At 52.7% G+C, this 17323-nt stretch carries 16 protein-coding genes; 4 read left to right on the top strand and 12 right to left on the bottom strand.

What is annotated here, in order from left to right:
- Positions 1–75: 75 nt before the first annotated feature.
- Complete coding sequence (locus KJB30_RS08985; protein ID WP_214298235.1) at positions 76–648, bottom strand: ANTAR domain-containing response regulator; 573 nt, start codon at positions 646–648, stop codon at positions 76–78.
- 302 nt (positions 649–950) lie between these two features.
- On the opposite strand from KJB30_RS08985, the gene KJB30_RS08990 reads away from it, so the two are divergent.
- From KJB30_RS08990 to KJB30_RS09005, 4 genes are all read left to right on the top strand, one after another.
- On the top strand, positions 951–2072 hold the full coding sequence (locus KJB30_RS08990) for a Fic family protein (RefSeq protein WP_246545608.1): 1122 nt from the start codon (positions 951–953) through the stop codon (positions 2070–2072).
- 158 nt (positions 2073–2230) lie between these two features.
- A complete protein-coding gene (locus KJB30_RS08995) occupies positions 2231–4471 on the top strand; it encodes an ATP-dependent helicase (RefSeq protein WP_214298239.1) in 2241 nt (746 codons plus the stop codon).
- Between the two features lie 342 nt (positions 4472–4813).
- Positions 4814–6859, top strand: a complete 2046-nt coding sequence (locus KJB30_RS09000) for a monovalent cation:proton antiporter family protein (RefSeq protein WP_214298241.1) — start codon at positions 4814–4816, stop codon at positions 6857–6859.
- Positions 6843–7340: a DUF3124 domain-containing protein gene (locus KJB30_RS09005; RefSeq protein WP_214298243.1), complete on the top strand. Its 498-nt coding sequence runs from the start codon at positions 6843–6845 to the stop codon at positions 7338–7340. Before KJB30_RS09000 ends, KJB30_RS09005 begins: the two co-directional genes overlap by 17 nt.
- A gap of 219 nt (positions 7341–7559) precedes the next feature.
- Here KJB30_RS09005 and KJB30_RS09010 read toward each other — a convergent pair whose 3' ends face one another.
- The 11 genes from KJB30_RS09010 to KJB30_RS09060 all read right to left on the bottom strand — a co-directional run bounded on the left by KJB30_RS09010 (position 7560) and on the right by KJB30_RS09060 (position 17323).
- On the bottom strand, positions 7560–8903 hold the full coding sequence (locus tag KJB30_RS09010; protein ID WP_214298470.1) for an MATE family efflux transporter: 1344 nt from the start codon (positions 8901–8903) through the stop codon (positions 7560–7562).
- Positions 8904–8979: 76 nt separating this feature from the next.
- Complete coding sequence (locus KJB30_RS09015; protein ID WP_214298246.1) at positions 8980–9882, bottom strand: flagellin N-terminal helical domain-containing protein; 903 nt, start codon at positions 9880–9882, stop codon at positions 8980–8982.
- Between the two features lie 9 nt (positions 9883–9891).
- The gene (gene flgK / locus KJB30_RS09020; RefSeq protein ID WP_214298248.1) at positions 9892–11277 is read right to left on the bottom strand and encodes a flagellar hook-associated protein FlgK; all 1386 of its coding nucleotides are present in this window, start codon (positions 11275–11277) and stop codon (positions 9892–9894) included.
- Between the two features lies 1 nt (position 11278).
- A complete protein-coding gene (locus tag KJB30_RS09025; protein WP_214298250.1) occupies positions 11279–11770 on the bottom strand; it encodes a flagellar protein FlgN in 492 nt (163 codons plus the stop codon).
- Positions 11771–11793: 23 nt separating this feature from the next.
- Positions 11794–12162 (bottom strand): rod-binding protein, encoded by a 369-nt coding sequence (locus KJB30_RS09030; RefSeq protein WP_214298252.1) that lies wholly within the window; start codon positions 12160–12162, stop codon positions 11794–11796.
- Between the two features lie 47 nt (positions 12163–12209).
- Complete coding sequence (locus tag KJB30_RS09035) at positions 12210–13304, bottom strand: flagellar basal body P-ring protein FlgI (RefSeq protein ID WP_214298255.1); 1095 nt, start codon at positions 13302–13304, stop codon at positions 12210–12212.
- A gap of 130 nt (positions 13305–13434) precedes the next feature.
- Positions 13435–14109: a flagellar basal body L-ring protein FlgH gene (locus tag KJB30_RS09040; protein ID WP_214298257.1), complete on the bottom strand. Its 675-nt coding sequence runs from the start codon at positions 14107–14109 to the stop codon at positions 13435–13437.
- Positions 14110–14146: 37 nt separating this feature from the next.
- Positions 14147–14860: a flagellar basal body P-ring formation chaperone FlgA gene (gene flgA / locus KJB30_RS09045; protein ID WP_214298259.1), complete on the bottom strand. Its 714-nt coding sequence runs from the start codon at positions 14858–14860 to the stop codon at positions 14147–14149.
- Positions 14861–14871: 11 nt separating this feature from the next.
- The gene (gene flgG, locus KJB30_RS09050; protein ID WP_214298261.1) at positions 14872–15660 is read right to left on the bottom strand and encodes a flagellar basal-body rod protein FlgG; all 789 of its coding nucleotides are present in this window, start codon (positions 15658–15660) and stop codon (positions 14872–14874) included.
- Between the two features lie 36 nt (positions 15661–15696).
- Positions 15697–16431, bottom strand: coding sequence for a flagellar basal-body rod protein FlgF (gene flgF, locus KJB30_RS09055; protein WP_214298263.1), 735 nt, complete (start codon positions 16429–16431; stop codon positions 15697–15699).
- Positions 16432–16582: 151 nt separating this feature from the next.
- Positions 16583–17323: a FliA/WhiG family RNA polymerase sigma factor gene (locus KJB30_RS09060; protein ID WP_214298265.1), complete on the bottom strand. Its 741-nt coding sequence runs from the start codon at positions 17321–17323 to the stop codon at positions 16583–16585.

Below are 17323 nucleotides of genomic sequence, written 5' to 3' on the forward strand. Positions count from 1 at the left end.
AAAGGGAAAAAAGAACCTCCAGGATTTCTCTTTAAATTTCAATCCGTTGCTCCGTTGCTCCGTGTTTCAAAAACTTCAGTATAAGCCCTTCCCCAGCACCTCATCTGCAACTTTCCTCAGACTTTTGCGCCGGTCCATTGCTGTTTTCTGCAACAGACGATAGGCGGCCGCCTCAGTCAGCCCATTCAATTCCATTACCTTGCCTTTTGCCTTTTCAATTACCTTCTGATCCTCGATCGTTTCCTTCAGATCTTCAATCCGCTCGCGCAAAACTTCGACCTCTTCAGTGTGGGCTACGGCGAGTGCAATTGCGGGAGCAAGATCCTGAGTCCGCAGAGGTTTGGTTAAAAAAGCGGCAATGCCGTTATCGGCTGCACGTTTCACAATCTCCGCATCGCATCGCTCGGCAAGCAGCAGCACGGGGATTTTGAGACGCGACCGGATCTCCACCGCCGCGGCCAATCCGTTTTTTCCGGGTATATCGAGCCCCAGGATCACCAGGTCCGGATAGCAGCCAAAAGCCTTGTCAACAGCATTTATCCCGTCATGGCAGACCTCTATTTCCGTAAACCCCACCCTGTAGAGTTCGTTACTGAGGCTTAAAACAACTCCCGGATCAGTATCACTTATCAGTGCTGTACGTGCCATCATTCCCCCCGATACCAAAAGTGATGACACCCTTTGTGCATCGCCCGTGCCAGCATGTCAGAGCAGCGATAACAGAGGCGCCAAAAGCTTATCTTGTGCTTGACGGTGGCTGGTTGAACGACTACAAATGAAAGTTGCAACTTTTTTAATTTTTAATTCTTTTTGGGATATTATCGTGACCCTCAAAATACGACCGCTACAGCAAGGAAGAACTGATCAAAATCATTGAAGAGCCACCGGAAACCGAGACTGGGACTGGTATGGGAGCGAGACGATATCGAGAATAGGGGTTTCTTATGAGAATGGAGGAGTTCAACTCCGGGGTCTTCAAACAGCAATATCAATATAAAAGTTTTTCGCCATCACTTGTCAACCAGGTCTGGACCTGGGAAGAGCCAAAAGTGAACACCTTGCTGGAAAAGGCCACGCAGGCTCTGAGTGCGCTAAATGCCTATTCGCTTATTGTTCCCAATGTGGACATTTTCATCCGCATGCATATTGTGAAGGAGGCCAATAAATCAAGCCGCATTGAAGGCACTCTGACGGAGATGGATGAGGCCCTGATGGATGTGGAGCAGCTTAGCCCGGAAAAGCGGGATGACTGGCATGAAGTGCATAATTATGTAAAGGCCATGAATCAGGCACTTGTGTCTTTGGAAAAACTACCGTTATCAAATCGGTTATTGAAGGACACTCACGCTATCTTACTTCAAGGGGTGCGAGGCGACCGCAAGACCCCTGGGTACTACCGCACAAGCCAAAACTGGATTGGTGGTTCAAGTCTGCAGGACGCAGTTTTTATCCCTCCCCATCAGGCTGAGATTGATGAGCTTATGGCTGATTTGGAAAAATTCTGGCACAATGACGAAATTGATGTGCCCCATTTGATTCGCATCGCCATTAGCCATTACCAGTTTGAAACCATACATCCTTTTCTTGATGGCAATGGCAGGATCGGACGCCTGTTAATCACCTTATATCTGGTCAGCCATGGTATGCTGCACAAACCATCCCTCTACCTTTCCGATTATTTCGAAAAAAACAAAGGGGCTTACTATGACGCCCTCACCACGGTCAGATCCTCAAATAATTTACTGCATTGGATCAAGTTCTTTCTTGTAGCCGTTATTAATACTGCTGAAAGAGGGCAGGAAACATTCAGGAGTATTCTGGCCTTGAAAAATGAGGTAGATGGACAAATTGTTTCACTTGGTAGGAGAGCTGAAAATGCGCGCAACCTTTTATTGCGTCTCTATCAGAATCCACTTGTCAATGCCTCTTCTGTTTCCACCATGCTTGATCTTACTCCCCGGGCAGCCAATGCCTTGATAAACGACATGGTCAGCTTGGGCGTTCTGAAAGAAGTTACGGGATTTAAACGTAATCGCCTTTTTATGTTCGAAAAGTATATGCACCTTTTTTAGGTGTTTCAGAAACATGAGATTCCATATTTTCTTTTTTAGCAAAAAAGTAAAATATGGAATCTCATAGTGTATTTTATTTTGGAAAAGTGAAATATAACTTCTCCTTTTCGATAATTCCAAACAGCACCACTTAAAATGCTGACATGTAACGGATAATTATGGACCTGCTCAAAAACCTCAACCCGCCCCAAAAGGAAGCCGTGCTGCATGGCGAAGGGCCTCTGCTGATCCTTGCCGGTGCCGGCTCAGGCAAGACGCGCGTCATCACTCACCGCATCGTCAATCTGATCCATAACCACGGGGTCCGCGCCTGGAACATTCTGGCGGTGACTTTCACCAACAAGGCGGCAAAAGAAATGGCCGAGCGGGTTGGCAAGCTGCTGGGAGGGGGCGACCTACCCCGCATCTCCACCTTCCATTCCGCCTGCGGCTACATATTGCGCAAGGAAATTCACCACCTCGGCTATGAATCCAATTTTGCGGTCTATGATGACAGGGATGCGGAGCGGCTGCTCAAGGATGTCCTTATCCAGCTGGACCTGGATGATAAAAAATTCCCGGCCAAAGTTATCGGTGCCAAAATTGATGATTACAAGAACCGGGGACTGTTTCCCGAAGACATCGACTCGGTCTCAACGGGTGATATATTCAATTCAAAGGTGGTTGAAGTCTATGCCTGCTATCAGGAGCGGCTGAGGAAGTGCAATGCTCTTGATTTCGGGGATCTGATGATCCAGACCGTGCGGTTGCTGACAAAATTTCCCGAGGTGCGTCACCGCTATCAGGAACGCTTCCAGTGGATCATGGTGGATGAGTATCAGGATACCAATCCGGTGCAGTATCATCTGATACGCCTCTTGGCTGGAGAGCGCAAAAATCTTTGCGTGGTTGGTGACGATGACCAGTCTATCTATTCCTGGCGCGGAGCCGACATCCGCAACATCCTTGAGTTCGAGAAAGATTTTCCCGGCGTCAAGGTCATTCGGCTGGAGCAGAACTACCGGTCCACGTCGAGGATTCTAAAAGCGGCGGGCGAAGTGGTAAAGCAGAACTTCGGCCGCAAAGGCAAGACCCTTTGGACTGAAAACCCGGAAGGGGAGCCGATCCAGTACCGCCGGGTGGACTCGGACCGGGAAGAGGCCCGTTTTGTCAGCCGCGAGATCTATAACCTGCGGGGCACGGGGATTCCGCTGGAGGAGATGGCCGTTTTCTATCGTACCAATGCCCAGTCACGGCAGATTGAGGAGGCGCTGGTTTCCGAAGCGATCCCTTATCATATTGTTGGTGGGGTCCGCTTCTATGCCCGAATGGAGATCAAGGATATCCTCGCCTACCTGCGGGTGCTGGACAACCCGGCCGATGAAATATCTCTGAAGCGGATCATCAACGTTCCGGCCAGGGGCATCGGTGCCGCCACGATCGACCGGATCTCATTCCAGGCCGCCAGCAACGGAACAACTCTGTATCAGGCGCTGCAGGAAGCCCCCACAGGCAGCCTGCTCGGCTCCGGCCCCCGCGGCAAGGTAGCTGCCTTTGCGATTATGATGGAAAGTTTCCGGGACCTGCTCGCCTCAAAGGATCTGGTCAACATCACCAGGGTTGTGATGGAGGAAAGCGGATATCTGACACGGCTGAAAGAGAGCCGGGACGAGGAAGATGCCGAACGCGTTGAAAACCTGGAACAGCTGGTGGCGGCTGTGGAGGAGTTCAGCGAGAAGAATCCGGAAGCCGGACTATCGGAATTCCTGGAACAGGTCTCGCTGGTTTCAGATCTGGAGCAGGACGAACATGGCAAGCCCTCCGTCACCCTGATGACTCTACATGCTGCCAAGGGCCTGGAGTTCAAGGCGGTATTCATGATCGGGATGGAAGAACGCCTCTTTCCCCATATCCGTGCCCTGGACGATCTGGACGGCATGGAGGAAGAGCGCCGTCTCTGCTACGTCGGCATGACCCGGGCACGGGAGCGGCTTTACCTGCTCAATGCCCGTCGTCGCTACCTTTTCGGCCAGGAACAGTCCAACCAGCCTTCACGTTTTCTGCGGGATATTCCGGCAGAACTTCTCGATGAAGGAGACAATGCATCCCTCTTTCAGGTTTCTCGACCCCAGCCTTCCGGATACCGGTCCCAGGCCCCCGGCACCCAGTCCCCGCCCCCGGTGCACAATCTGGCCGCTGCGGCTGCCTATTCGGGTTCCGAAGAGATCGAGATAATCCCTGAACCGCCCGACGAGCAGGAGGGAGTCGTTATCGGCATGAAAGTGCGCCACGCCAAATTTGGTCTGGGCACGATCCGCAAGACAGAGGGAAGCGGTGATTCCCAGAAGGTGATTGTCTGGTTCAACTCCGTGGGTCCTAAAAAGCTTATGCTGCGCTTCGCGGGTCTGGAAAGAGCATAATTTCGAATGTCATCCACCTGCAGTAAGGTTTTACCCTTCTCCCTGGGGAGAAGGTGCCCAGAGGGCGGATGAGGGAGTTTTTCCAGAAGCTACTGCACTCTACCAATCTGATAGTATAAATCTAACAAACTGCTGAATAATTTAGGTTATTCAAAAATAGTCAGATCGTCGCACCCGGAGAAAGCCCCGCGGAGGTGTTATCCAACATCCGTCGCACACTTTCACCTGTGAAAGTGGACCGCGAAGGCGCCCGAAGGGTGAGGCCGCAGGCCGAAGTCACAAGGCGGCTTTCGAGGACGGCGGCGAGATGGCTGTTTTTCAACAACCTGTACGGGAGACCGGATGGAACACGCAGCACTACAGGACATGGTAATCCTTTTCGGACTTGCCCTAATTACGGTACTTCTCTTCCGCAAGCTGATGTTTCCCACCATCATCGGTTTTCTGGTTACCGGCATCCTTGCCGGTCCCCGAGCGCTCGCTTTCATCAAGGATGCACATCAGGTCGAGCAAATGGCCGAGATAGGGGTGATGCTGCTGCTGTTCAGCATCGGCATCGAACTCTCCCTCAAGGAACTGATGCGCATCAAGCATCTGCTGCTCTGGGGAGGAGGCTTGCAGGTGCTGGTCACCATTTTGGCCGTTGCCGCAGCAAGCTCCCTCTTTGGATTCCCGATGCAACAGTCACTTTTTTTCGGGTTTCTTGCGGCTCTCTCCAGCACTGCTATCCTGATGAAGCTGCTCATCGATGCAGGACAGGTTGATGCTCCTCAAGGCAAACTTGCCATGGGCATCCTCATTTTTCAGGATCTCTGCATTGTGCCGCTGATGCTGCTGACCCCGCTTCTGGCAGGCAATGGCGGCAGCATAAACTCACTGCTGTCCATCGCCGCCAAGGCCGTGGCCGTGATTCTAGCGGCTCACTACGGCTCCCGGTTTCTGGTACCGTGGATATTCAAACAGGTAGTCAGGACCAGAAGCCGCGAACTCTTCATCCTGACGATCATCTTCATCGGTCTCGGCACCGCCTGGCTGACAGCCCTGGCCGGCCTTTCACTTGCACTGGGCGCTTTCATTGCCGGGCTGGCCATCTCGGAATCGGAATACAGCCACCAGGCCCTGGGGGATATTATCCCCTTCCGTGAAGCCTTCATGAGCCTGTTCTTCATTTCAGTAGGCATGCTGCTCGACCCTTCCATTCTGCTTACCTACCCGCTCCAGATTGCTACACTGGTGTGCGCCATTTTAGTGATTAAAACGGTTGTGACCACAGGGGCGGCCATGGCACTGGGGGTGCCGATGCGCATCGCCATCCTCGCAGCACTTTCCCTGGCCCAGATCGGCGAGTTTTCCTTTGTGCTCTCCCAATCGGGAGTCAAGTTCGGGCTGCTGACGCCCGAACTGTACCAGATCTTCCTGGCCGCCTCCATTGCCACCATGAGTCTTACTCCACTCTGCCTGAAATACTCTGTCCGCTTTGCCGATATGATCATTGCTTTCCTGCCCAACAGGCTCACTCGCGGCAGAGGTGTGCTATCTCATCATGTGAAGCCGGCCGCATTGAACGATCATGTAATTATTGTCGGCTACGGGGTTAATGGAAAAAATCTGGCTCGAGTTCTCAAAAATCTGGACATCAACTATGTTGTCATTGAAACCAACCCTTTTACCGTCAAGAAAGAGGGTAAAAAAGGAACTCATATCATTTTCGGAGATGCCTCCAAACAGGAGGTGCTCGAGTACGCCCATCTGGACAAAGCCCGCGAAATGGTGATTGCCATCTCCGATGCTGCCGCCAGCCGCAGGGTTGCGGCCCAGGCCCGGCAGGGCAATCCTTCAATCCACATCATCGTCAGAACCCGCTATGTGCTGGAGGTGGAGCCGCTTTATAAACTGGGGGTCAATGAGGTTATCCCCGAGGAGTTTGAAACATCGATCGAGATCCTTTCGCGTGTTCTTAGGAACTATCTCGTCCCTCAGGATGACATCGAACGCTGCATTGCCGATGTGCGCAGCGACGGCTATGAGATGCTGCGCACCATCAGCCGCAGACACAGCCATGCCGTCGGCATCAGCGGCTATCTTTCCGGTGCCGAAATAGCAACATTTCGCGTACACGCAGGCTCGGCTCTGGAAGGGACATCACTGCGGGAAGGGGTTTTGAGGAGCAGGTCCGGTGCCACCATCCTGACCATCAAGCGGGGCGAGGAACTCATGCCGAATCCTGACCCGGTCTGGGAACTTCAGGAAGGGGATATCGTACTGCTGTTGGGAACTCCGGAACAATTGGCTGCTGCCGGGAAATTATTCGAAGCGGGGAAAGGGAAGCAAAGTGCAGTATCTGTAAACAGGGATCAAAAAGGAGAGCGTTATGAAAATACCTGGTAAACTTCCTGCTATTCTAATTGCTATAGTCTTTTGCCTGACAATCGGCACACCAGGTCCGGCCGCCGCATCCAGTTCTCCGGAATACAGGCTTTCAAAAGGGCAGACCGTCTATGTGCCTGTATATTCCAATGTTTTCACCGGACCCAGGAAATTGCCTTATCAACTGGCGGCTACGCTGAGCATCAGAAACACAGATCCATCCGCTTCACTGCGCCTGACAGCCATTGATTACTTTGATACCGGCGGAAAATTGGTCAGGCGCCATATCGAAAAACCGTTTATTCTCGGTCCGCTGGCATCAACCTATATTCACATCGGAGAAAAAGACACCACCGGAGGGTTCGGGGCAAACTTCGTGGTCAGGTGGCAGGCCGACCGGCTGGTAAACGTACCAATCATTGAGTGTGTCATGATCGGAACCACATCCGGTCAAGGTATCTCGTTTGTGAGTCAAGGTCAGGAAATCAAGGAAAGTCCATAGATCTTGTTCTTGCTGTAGGAGATTAGGTTGTTCAAAAATAGTCAGATCGTCGCACCCGCAGGAAGCCGTGCGGAGACATGAACTTGATCCGTCGCACACTTTCACATGTGAAAGTGGACCGCGAAGGCGCCCGAAGGGTGAGGCCGCAGGCCGAAGTCACAAGTGGCTGACGAGGATGGCGGCGAGATGGCTGTTTTTCAACAGCCTACTAGGGACCTTCTACAGCACCACGCTGTGCAGGTCCCTCTGCTTATAGCGCCAGGCAAAAGCCGCACCGCGGAAGTACCAGTCGATCAGAAATACTCCCCACACGGCATACAGCGAAAGATGCAGCCAGCTGGCCGCCACCCATGACAAAGCGACACGAATCCCCCACATGGCAACCAATGTCACTATGAAGACATAGAAGGTGTCGCCTGTGCCACGCAGACTGCCGGCATAGACGAAGGATATTGCCAGCGGCACCTGGGCAAACGCCACCAACCGCAGAAACATGCTCCCCTTTTCTATGACATCCGCATCATGAGTAAACAGGCCTATCAGATGATGGGGCAGCAGAAAGAAAACCAGCGCCATGACAGTCATGACAATGATCGCAAGCCGCAGCGCCTCCGTATGACTGATATGGGCCCGACGAAGCTTTTTCGCACCCAGTGCCTGGCCCATCAGAGTGGCAGCGGCGATGCCCATGCCGGCCCCCGGCATGAACGAGAGCGACTCGATTGAAAGTCCGATCTGATGGGCAGCATAGGCGCTGGTGCCGTAGCCGATGATGAAACTGGAATAGAAGAGCTGACCGCTCTGCTGGGCGATGCGCTCCAACGCCACCGGCCAGCCGACACGCCAGACCCGGTCAAACTGGGAGAAATCGGGACGGCCGAAGATGATATATTTCTTGCGCAGTGCCTGCAGCAGCAGATAGGCGAAGCCGATGAATTCCGAGGTATTGATCGCGATAGCCGCCCCTTTCACTCCCAGGGCAGGCAGGCCGAACTTGCCGTAGATCAGCGGCCAAGCCATAAGGACATGGAGAATGTTGACCACAATGATCGCTTCCATCGGGGTACGAGTATCGCCGACACCATGCATGATTGCCGAGAGAATGTTCAGCCCGGTAGTCCAGATCAGACAGAGAAACACAAGCCGGGTATATTCCGCGGCCAGCGCCTGTACATCCGGGGCAGCTCCCATGAGACGGGCGACGTCTCCACCCCAGGCAGATCCCAGCACCGTACAGACTGCAGTCATTCCCAGACAGACAAGACAGCAGACATAGGCAGCACGCCCGCTGTCATCCCTGCGCCCTGCGCCCCAGAGATGGGCAATGACCACCGTTGCCCCGGTAGACAGCCCCCAGAAGACCGTCATGGTAACGAACATCAGCAGCTGGCCAAGACCGGTTGCTGCGATGGCCCCCGCCCCCAACCCGCCAGTGAGAAAGATATCTACAATTGAAACGAGCCGCTGAAACAGGGATGACAGCAGCACCGGCATGGAAAGGCGGAATACATCGCGACGAATCGAGACCGGTTTACGGCGGGAAGGGCCAAATAGCTTGTGCATGAACAGCATGTTGATCCTTTAAACGAAAAAAGCGGGATCAAATGATCCCGCTTAGAAACTTGTTGAAGCCCTTTTATCACATATAGTCCAGCAACGAAAGCTGGGAAAGCTTGGCTGTAGATGACAGTGACGCCTCAAAAGCGATCTTCTGCTGGTTCAGCTGGACAGCCAGTTTGGCATAATCAACATTTTGGGTGTTGCCGTAGATTGTTTCCAGGGTGTTTCTGGTATTGTTATTGAGCTTCGCTGTGCTGTCGAGCCGCACGATACGCGAAGCTACATCGGTCTGGGCATTGGTGATCTGTTTAGCGCCGTCTCCAAGTGCCGTTGCACCGGCCTTGATGCCTGCTACATTATTGGCCGTAACAGCGGCGATGAGATCGTCGAAAGTCTGCAGTATATTGGTGGTTCCGTATGGTTGGGTAGTTGCCGTATCTGCAGTGAGCAACTGGTTGCCAGGGATGTTCATCTGCTGGGTGGTTGCCGGTCCTACCTCGATTTTGAGAGCACTTTCATCACCCGAGTAATAGGGGGCTGTAGCGCTGAAGGGTGCGGTCGTGTTTTTAACGCCTCCAAAAAGATACTGATCACCCATCTGGATATTACCCATGTCGATCATCTGCTGCTTAAGTGTCTGTAACTGAGAGACCGCGTTCTGCCGCTCGACCGGATCGTTGCTGCCTGCGGTTATTGTAGCCACCTGTTGCTTAGCCAGACGCATGGTGTCCGCCATCCCGGTCAAAGCCGTGTTGGCGAACTCCTGCCAGATTTGTGATTTCTTGATGTTGCTGAGATACTGGGTCCCTGCCCTGAGCTTGTCCCCCACATCCAGTAACAGGTTTGAACCGATCGGATCATCGCTCGGTTTGTTGATGTAACTCCCTGATGAAGTCAACTCCTGGAGCCGATCCAGTTTCTTACGTCCCTGCTGGATATTGTACAGGGAACTATCCGCCGACATATTGGCTGTAACACGCATGACAAACTCCTATCGTATGAGACCCATGACGGTATCCATCATTTCAGTCGCTGTAGCAATCAGTTTGGCCGAAGCCTGGTAGGAACGCTGGTATTTCACCAGGTTGGTCAGTTCTTCATCAAGAGAAACACCGGAGTTTGACTCACGAAGGTTTGTCAGCTGCTTGGTAAAAGCTTCGTCCTGGGCAACAACGGTCTGGCTGGACTTCACCTCCAGACCGACCGTGCTGACCAGACTGTCAAAATAGCTGTTAAACGAGGAGGTTCCGCCGGACATAAGCCTTTGCCCCTGAAGCTGGGCCAACTTGAGGGCATTGCTGTTGTCACCCAGCAATAACGCATTGCCGGAAGCAGCGATCTGATTAGTGGAGATAATGGCGGGATTAAGTCCGAATGTGGCGGCATTTGTGGCAGCTGGATCGAAAAAATCTATTCCGGCCGCACCGGTCTGATCAAAGCCGAGTTTATGCTGGGTATTTACCTGGCTGGCAATGGCCATGGCCAGCACATCAACCTTTGCCTGGTATCCAGGAATGATGGAATCACGCAATGCCAGCGTCGCACCAAGTTGCCCCTTGGTGGGTGCAGTCAGCACAGCCGCTGCTGAACCGGCCGCGGTTACATATACATCGGAAACAGCTCCGTTTGGCACAAGAGAAAAAGAGCCAGCTTTCACTCCTGAAACCAGCGTTGCTCCGCCATCTGCAAAAAAGACATCAGTGGTACCATCACTGTTTTCGGTGTAGGTGATACCAATTTTCTGAGCTAGGTCACGCACCATCTGATCCCGCTGGTCCCGTGTTTCATTGGCATTGCCGCTGACCAGTTCTGTTGTCCTGATCTGGCCGTTCAAAATTGCAATGCTTGACAAGGTGGCATTGATGTCGTCGGTCAGTGGAACAAGGGAAGCGTTTTGCGTATTGATAGTATCGTTGAGAGTAGTACTGATTGAGCGAAAGTTATCCTGCAAGATCTTTGCACGACTAAGGACGGTCTGTCGCTCAGGCGCCCCTGCCGGATTGAGGGTTAGATCCTGCCAGGCACCAAAAAAATTCGATACAGCAGCACCCAGCCCGTCATTGGATACTTCATTGAAGTTTGGCTCTATCTGCTGCAGTACATTTGACTTGGTCGTATCATACCCCAAAGTTGTCTGAGCGTTCACCAGCTGCTGCTGAAGCAGTCCGTCGTAAAAACGTTCCACTGAAGCGATATGCACACCGGTTCCCATCGGGAAACCATTGTGGGTGGTTGGCGGTGCGGTTTCCAAAACAACCCGCTGACGCGAATACCCGGGGGTATTGACGTTGGCGATATTTTCGCTCGTTACCTCGGAGGCGACGCGATAAATCGTGAGACCGTTTTTGCCGATCTCCATTGCTGCACTCAACCCCATATCATGCCTCCCTGTTAATCATGACCGATCCCGCCGGACGCTGTTGGTAGCCGCCTCCGGAACCGTAAATACTGGACTGGTTTACCAACCTCGTCAAAAGCTCCAGCGATGAACTGACCGATGCTGTAAAACGCTCTGCAACTTCCCTGTTGATCTCCAGCACCTGCCGTATCCGCTGTGCGACCTGGTGCAGCTCTTCGTACAAACGGGACACTTCCTTGTTACCCTTTCGCGTCAGGCTGTCGGCTACTTCCCCCAGAGAAGAACCTGCCGGGAGTCCCTCACGGGCGGCAACAGCGGCAATCGCACTGCGCAGCGGGTCGGCATGTGCCTCAATACGCGCCGCGACGTCAGCCTTCCGGGTATTGATCTCAGTCATGGCATCCAGATGTATGTCGGAAAGTTCGCTGGTCTCCTGTTCCGTGAGGATCAGCAGCTCTTTAAGCAACCCCAGCTGGACCAGCAGCTGAGTGGTCAATGTTTTCTTCTCCATGACTGATCCTCCACAAGCAGGCACTATTCGTGACTGTCTATTGTCTTGCCGATCTTTCTACTCTCTTGCCGGATAATTTCTTTTTCAATCTGTTTGGCCAGTCCAAAACCGCCCCGTTTGACGGCAGCTTCCACATACTGCTGATCAAGCATGGAACGATAAGCATCTTCTCCATGCCCACCGGCGGTAATCGGATCCTTTCCGACTGTTTCCCGCATTGATTTCATCATCATGCCTATGAAGAGTCCCTCAAAGTCCTGGGAAACCTTTTTGGCCTGCTGGCGCTGTTTTTCGCTCAACCCGTCGGTGCCGGAGCGCTGGCGTTGCAGTTGCCGCACTTTTTCGGCGGCATCATCTCCGGCCAGCGGTATGGTAGGGGTAATCATGTCCATAGTAACCATTTCTTCCTTATCGCCCGATTCGGCGGTAACTTTAGGTCCTATATTATGGTCAGCTCGGCCTGCAGGCCGCCTGCTGCCTTGATGGCCTGAAGGATCCCGATCAGATCCCGGGGAGTCACTCCCAGGGTATTGAGTGCCCGGACTACGTCGCCGATGGTGGCGCCCTCTGTCAGTAGCGACAGGCGACGGGAATCCTCTTCAACTTTCAGTTCCGTACGCGGCACCACCTTGGTTTCTCCCCCTTTACTCAGCGGAGCCGGCTGGGACACCTGGGGAGTTTCCCTGATCAGCAGCGAGAGGTTGCCATGGGATACCGCAACGGTGGATATGCGTACATTTTCACCCATTACGATAGTCCCGGTGCGTTCATTCAACACGACCTTGGCAATTACATCGGGGCGCACATCCAGAACCTCGACTGCAGAGATGAAATCAATCATCCTGTTCTGGTAGGCATCAGGTATCTGAATGGCAACGGAACCAGGGTCTGAAGTAACGGCGGTGCCTCCACCGAAGGTGGTGTTAATCAGCGCTGCGACCCGTGATGCAGTAGTAAAATCGGCCTGCCCCAGGTTCAGATGCAACTTGGATTTTCCGGCCAGAGTATTGGGTAATTCCCGCTCCACCAGCGCCCCTCCCGGAACCCGGCCGGCGGTGGGATGATTTTTCTGGGCACTGGCCGCCTGCCCCCCAAACGCAAAGGAATTGGTGAGAATCGAGCCCTGTGCCACGGCATACACCTGATTGTCGGCACCTTTAAGCGGTGCCATGATCAGGGTGCCGCCGGCAATGCTCTTGGCATCACCCAGGGAAGAAACCAGGACATCCAGACGGTTGCCCTGTTTGGCAAACGGAGGCAAGGTGGCAGTAACCATAACGGCTGCAACGTTTTTCAGCTTGAGCAGATTGGCATTTACGCTGACCCCCATCCGCTCCAGCATGCTGGCAGTGGACTGGATCTGGACGCGAGCCTGATCGCTGTCTCCTGTGCCGTTGAGACCGACAACCAGGCCGTATCCAACCAGTTGGTTTTCCCGGACCCCTTCAAAGGAAGCCAAATCTTTGATGCGAACGGCATGAGCGCTGGAAGCCATCAGAAATACGCAGACAATTATTACAAGGAAGTTCTTCATTTATTCACCTGTATCCAGTACTCACACCTAAAGAATTGTCTTTCTTTGCGGCTTTGCGGCTTTGCGTGAGACAAAGTCTTTTAAATGCTCGCTTCGCTTAAGGCGCCAAGGCGCTAAGTAAGTCTAACTTCTAAAACGGCCACAACTTGTCAACAATATTCATCAGCCAGCCGGGGCTTTGACGATCCGAGATAATTCCCTTGCCTGCATAACTGATTTTGGCATCAGCGATAAAGATTGAATTGACGATGTTGTCCGGCCCTATGTCAGCGGGGCGTACCGTGCCTTCAATAATGATGATCTGATCTTCATTATTAACCTTCACATTGCGGCGTCCCTCGATCAGCAGGTTGCCGTTCGGCAGCACATCAATCACCTTGGCGGTGACCGTCGCATTCAGCCGCTCCTGCCGGGAAGTAGATCCTGCACCGCCGTAGGTGGAATCAACACTTGCATTGACCAGCTTGCTCAGATCGACGCTGTTCTTGAGAAAGCCAAGCTGTTCCATCCCCAGAAAATTGGGAATCCCGGCATTAACAGCAGTACTTCGTTTGGTGTCGGTTTTTGCCTCCTTAGAAGCACTGGCATTCTCGGAAATGAGGATGGTAACAACGTCTCCTCTGCGGCGAGCCTTGGGATCCTCGGTAAGGCTTATGGAGCTGGCCTGCCAAATGGACCCACTGGAATAATCGGCCTGCGGTTTTGGAAGCTGCTGGTCAAAAGCGGGAGTCTTAACCTCGGTTGTATGGGTGATACATCCGCTCAGCAGGGTGGCCAGCACTATCAGACAGAATCTTTTTTTCATGGTTTTCCTTCTTGTATAATTAGTTCCCAGCCGGAGACTAATTAAAAACTACCGCAACAGTACCTGCATCAATGATGCGGGCGGGAACATCTTTCAGAGAATTCAGGTTCTGAACAGTGATCGTATCACCAACCGCACCTGAACTTTTCGCTTTACCGGTCACCGTGATTCTCATGCGTTCGTTTTCTGCCACAATCGTAACAAGCTGACCGGTTTTGACCACAGGTACTTTTTCCAGCTGATCGCTTCTGAGCGGAGCATTAGCCTTGAGAGTAATGCGCGCCTTTTTCCCAACTGCATCTGCAAGGTTCCCCAGAAAGCGTCCCTGAACCGTGGCAATGTCCTGCTTGCGCAGGGCCAGATCATCTGCTGAAAGGATGCTGCCGTGATCTATCTGACGCACTGTAACCACCATGTCGGTCAGAGCTTCGACCTCCAGGCGGGCCGGAATGTTGCGTACCACGCGGTCGCCCTTGCGGACGATGACACTGATTCCGGCAGTTCCCCAACCTTCCCACTGCTGGGGTGCCACTACCTCATATTCCAGAGTTCCCTCGGGAAGCACCGGATTATCGATGACAGACAAACGCTTGATGCGTACTTCGCACCCAAGATTGGCTGTCTTTTGCTGAACATACGCTGTCACCGCCGCCCTGATCTCGCTATCACGGAGGGATGGTGCAGTTGCCTGGGAATAAGCCGGCGCTGCAAACAGCAGCATCCAGACGATGATGACAAGGACACTTCTCATTGTTCTGATGATTACCTTCTCAGGTTATTGGCTGTCTGCAGCATTTCATCAGAAGCCTGGACAGCTTTGGAATTGATCTCGTAGGCTCGCTGACCGACGATCATGTTAACCATCTCTTCTGCTACATTGACATTACTCATCTCTATCAATCCCTGGGCGATCGTACCCACGCCGTTCTGGCCCGGAGTGCCGGTGGTGGCTGCTCCGGAAGCATCTGTCTGCTGATAGATGTTTTTGCCCACGCTGGAGAGACCCGATGGATTCGAGAACATCGCCAACTGAATGGAACCGACGCTCGTGGGAGCATTCTGCCCGGCTTGAATCACCGATACCGTACCGTCACTGCCGATGTTGACCTTGGTGGCATTGCTTGGAATGACTATTTCAGGCAACAGTGGATTACCGTCCGGTGTCACCACTCGTCCCTGACTGTCTTTCTTGAAAGCGCCTGCTCGTGAATAGCCGGTGGAACCATCCGGCTGCTGGATCTGGAAAAAACCATCCCCTTCGATGGCGATATCAAGTTCATTTCCGGTCTGGGTAAAATCCCCGGGTGCAAATATTTTGGATACTGAAGCCAAACGGGTACCGAGACCGATCTGGATACCGTTGGGCACTTGCGTGGAATTGGTGGAAGGTGCGCCGCTGGATTTCAGATTCTGGTAGATCAGGTCCTGAAAGTCGGCCCTGCTTCTCTTGAAACCGGTGGTGTTGACGTTGGCAAGGTTGTGCGCCACAACATCGATGCTTTTCTGCTGCGCCTGCATTCCTGAAGCTGCCGTCCATAATGCTCGTATCATTGGGTTCTCCTTTTTTTAAAAGCTTATATGCAAATACTACAAACGACCAAGTTCATTAACCGCTTTGGCGGCAATGTCATCATATCCTTTGATTACCTTTGAACATGCCTCGAAATAACGGCTGGTTTCAATCATCTGCACCATTTCTGAAATGGCTTCCACATTTGAACCCTCCAGATTTCCTTGGCGAATACCGGCAGTGGAGGGCTGTGGGGTAATCTGGGAATCGGCAGGAAGGAATCGTGCGCTGCTGGTCTTAACAAGGTTGTATGGTTTTGGAAAATCTACGACATTGATAGTTCCGGAGACAGTCCCGTCAACGGTCACGACCCCCTTGGCATCAATTTCAATATGACTGCCCTGGACCCGAATCGCGCCGCCGCGTCCCATCACGGGGAAACCGTCAGCGGTCACCAGGGTACCGTCAGCACCGCGGCTGAAATTCCCCTGGCGTGTGTAGGCCTCGCCCTCAGGTGTCTGGATCACAAAAAAACCTTCACCATCAATGGTCAGATCCAATGGATTGCCGGTCTGGGCAACAGGACCAGCGACATAGTCGATATACACGTTTTCTTTCTGAAGAATCGGATCAGCCGTTGTCCCTTGGGGCACTGCCGGAGGATTAGCGGAACCGGCCAGCATGCTCTCGAAGCTCATTTTTTCTTTTTTGTATCCAGGAGTATTTACGTTAGCCAGATTATTACTGATTATATCCAGCCGTTTCATGGCAGCCAGGTTCCCTGATAAGGCCGAATACATGCCGCTGTTCATTGTGCCCCTCCCTAATAGTTTGTTGAAAAACAGCCATCTCGCCGCCGTCCTCGCAAGCCCTCTTGTGCGGCGTAGCGCTGCTACGCCTCCGCGGGGCTTACTCCGGTGCCGACGATCTGACTATTTTTGAACAACCTGAGTTTAACAATCATTAATTCTTGTAGAGCTTGAGTTTGCCTCTCAGTCTGACCATAGCCTGACTGAGTATCTGTGATATGCGGGATTCAGTCAGGCTGAGCGCCTCACCGATCTCCTTGAGATTAAGATCTTCATTGTAATAAAGCGTAACAGCAAGACGTTCCTTGTCCGGCAGGCTATCGATTGCCTTCCCCAATGCAGTGGTCATCTGCATCATCATTACCTGCTGCTGGGGACTTTTTGCCTCGCTTTCACTCAGCACGTCAGCCAGACTGAGAGCATTGCCTTCTTCGTCATCCCAGCTGTCGTCCAGGCTGATGAATGAAATTACATGCACGTCATCCAGTAGACCATAATATTCCTGCAACCCGAGGCCCAAGGCTTGGGCCACTTCTTCGCTGGTTGGATTACGCCCCAGCTGATGTTCGAGCACAGTCACCTGCCGCTCCAGCCGCTTGTATTTATCGCGAGTGGAACGACTTAAAACGTCATAGGACCGTAACTCATCCAGTATGGTCCCTCTGATATGCTGCTCTGCGAACGTTTTAAAAAGAACTCCGCGCAAAGGGTCAAACCTGTCCGCAGCATTAATCAGGCCAATCATGGCAGCACTCATCAAATCCTGCTGATCCAGATGCGACGGCAGTTGCGGGACGATTCTGGCGACGAGGTATCGTACCAGGGGCATGTGCTGAAGGATCAGAGTGTCTCTGTCTTCTTCACACGCAACAGCCATGGCCTTTGAAGTGTTCAT

It is taken from the genome of Pelotalea chapellei (genome assembly GCF_018531195.1).
In the GTDB taxonomy this organism is placed as follows: domain Bacteria; phylum Desulfobacterota; class Desulfuromonadia; order Geobacterales; family Pseudopelobacteraceae; genus Pelotalea; species Pelotalea chapellei.

Coding starts and splice junctions, on each gene's coding strand:
- KJB30_RS09000 (WP_214298241.1), top strand. CDS start 4,814: ATGGAACACGCAGCACTACAGGACATGGTAATCCTTTTCGGACTTGCC.
- KJB30_RS09040 (WP_214298257.1), bottom strand. CDS start 14,109: ATGAAAAAAAGATTCTGTCTGATAGTGCTGGCCACCCTGCTGAGCGGA.
- KJB30_RS09060 (WP_214298265.1), bottom strand. CDS start 17,323: ATGAACACTTCAAAGGCCATGGCTGTTGCGTGTGAAGAAGACAGAGAC.
- KJB30_RS09005 (WP_214298243.1), top strand. CDS start 6,843: ATGAAAATACCTGGTAAACTTCCTGCTATTCTAATTGCTATAGTCTTT.
- flgK (WP_214298248.1), bottom strand. CDS start 11,277: ATGGGGTTGAGTGCAGCAATGGAGATCGGCAAAAACGGTCTCACGATT.
- KJB30_RS09030 (WP_214298252.1), bottom strand. CDS start 12,162: ATGGACATGATTACCCCTACCATACCGCTGGCCGGAGATGATGCCGCC.
- KJB30_RS09015 (WP_214298246.1), bottom strand. CDS start 9,882: ATGCGTGTTACAGCCAATATGTCGGCGGATAGTTCCCTGTACAATATC.
- flgA (WP_214298259.1), bottom strand. CDS start 14,860: ATGAGAAGTGTCCTTGTCATCATCGTCTGGATGCTGCTGTTTGCAGCG.
- KJB30_RS08990 (WP_246545608.1), top strand. CDS start 951: ATGGAGGAGTTCAACTCCGGGGTCTTCAAACAGCAATATCAATATAAA.
- KJB30_RS09035 (WP_214298255.1), bottom strand. CDS start 13,304: ATGAAGAACTTCCTTGTAATAATTGTCTGCGTATTTCTGATGGCTTCC.
- flgF (WP_214298263.1), bottom strand. CDS start 16,431: ATGAACAGCGGCATGTATTCGGCCTTATCAGGGAACCTGGCTGCCATG.
- KJB30_RS08995 (WP_214298239.1), top strand. CDS start 2,231: ATGGACCTGCTCAAAAACCTCAACCCGCCCCAAAAGGAAGCCGTGCTG.
- flgG (WP_214298261.1), bottom strand. CDS start 15,660: ATGATACGAGCATTATGGACGGCAGCTTCAGGAATGCAGGCGCAGCAG.
- KJB30_RS09025 (WP_214298250.1), bottom strand. CDS start 11,770: ATGGAGAAGAAAACATTGACCACTCAGCTGCTGGTCCAGCTGGGGTTG.
- KJB30_RS08985 (WP_214298235.1), bottom strand. CDS start 648: ATGGCACGTACAGCACTGATAAGTGATACTGATCCGGGAGTTGTTTTA.
- KJB30_RS09010 (WP_214298470.1), bottom strand. CDS start 8,903: ATGCACAAGCTATTTGGCCCTTCCCGCCGTAAACCGGTCTCGATTCGT.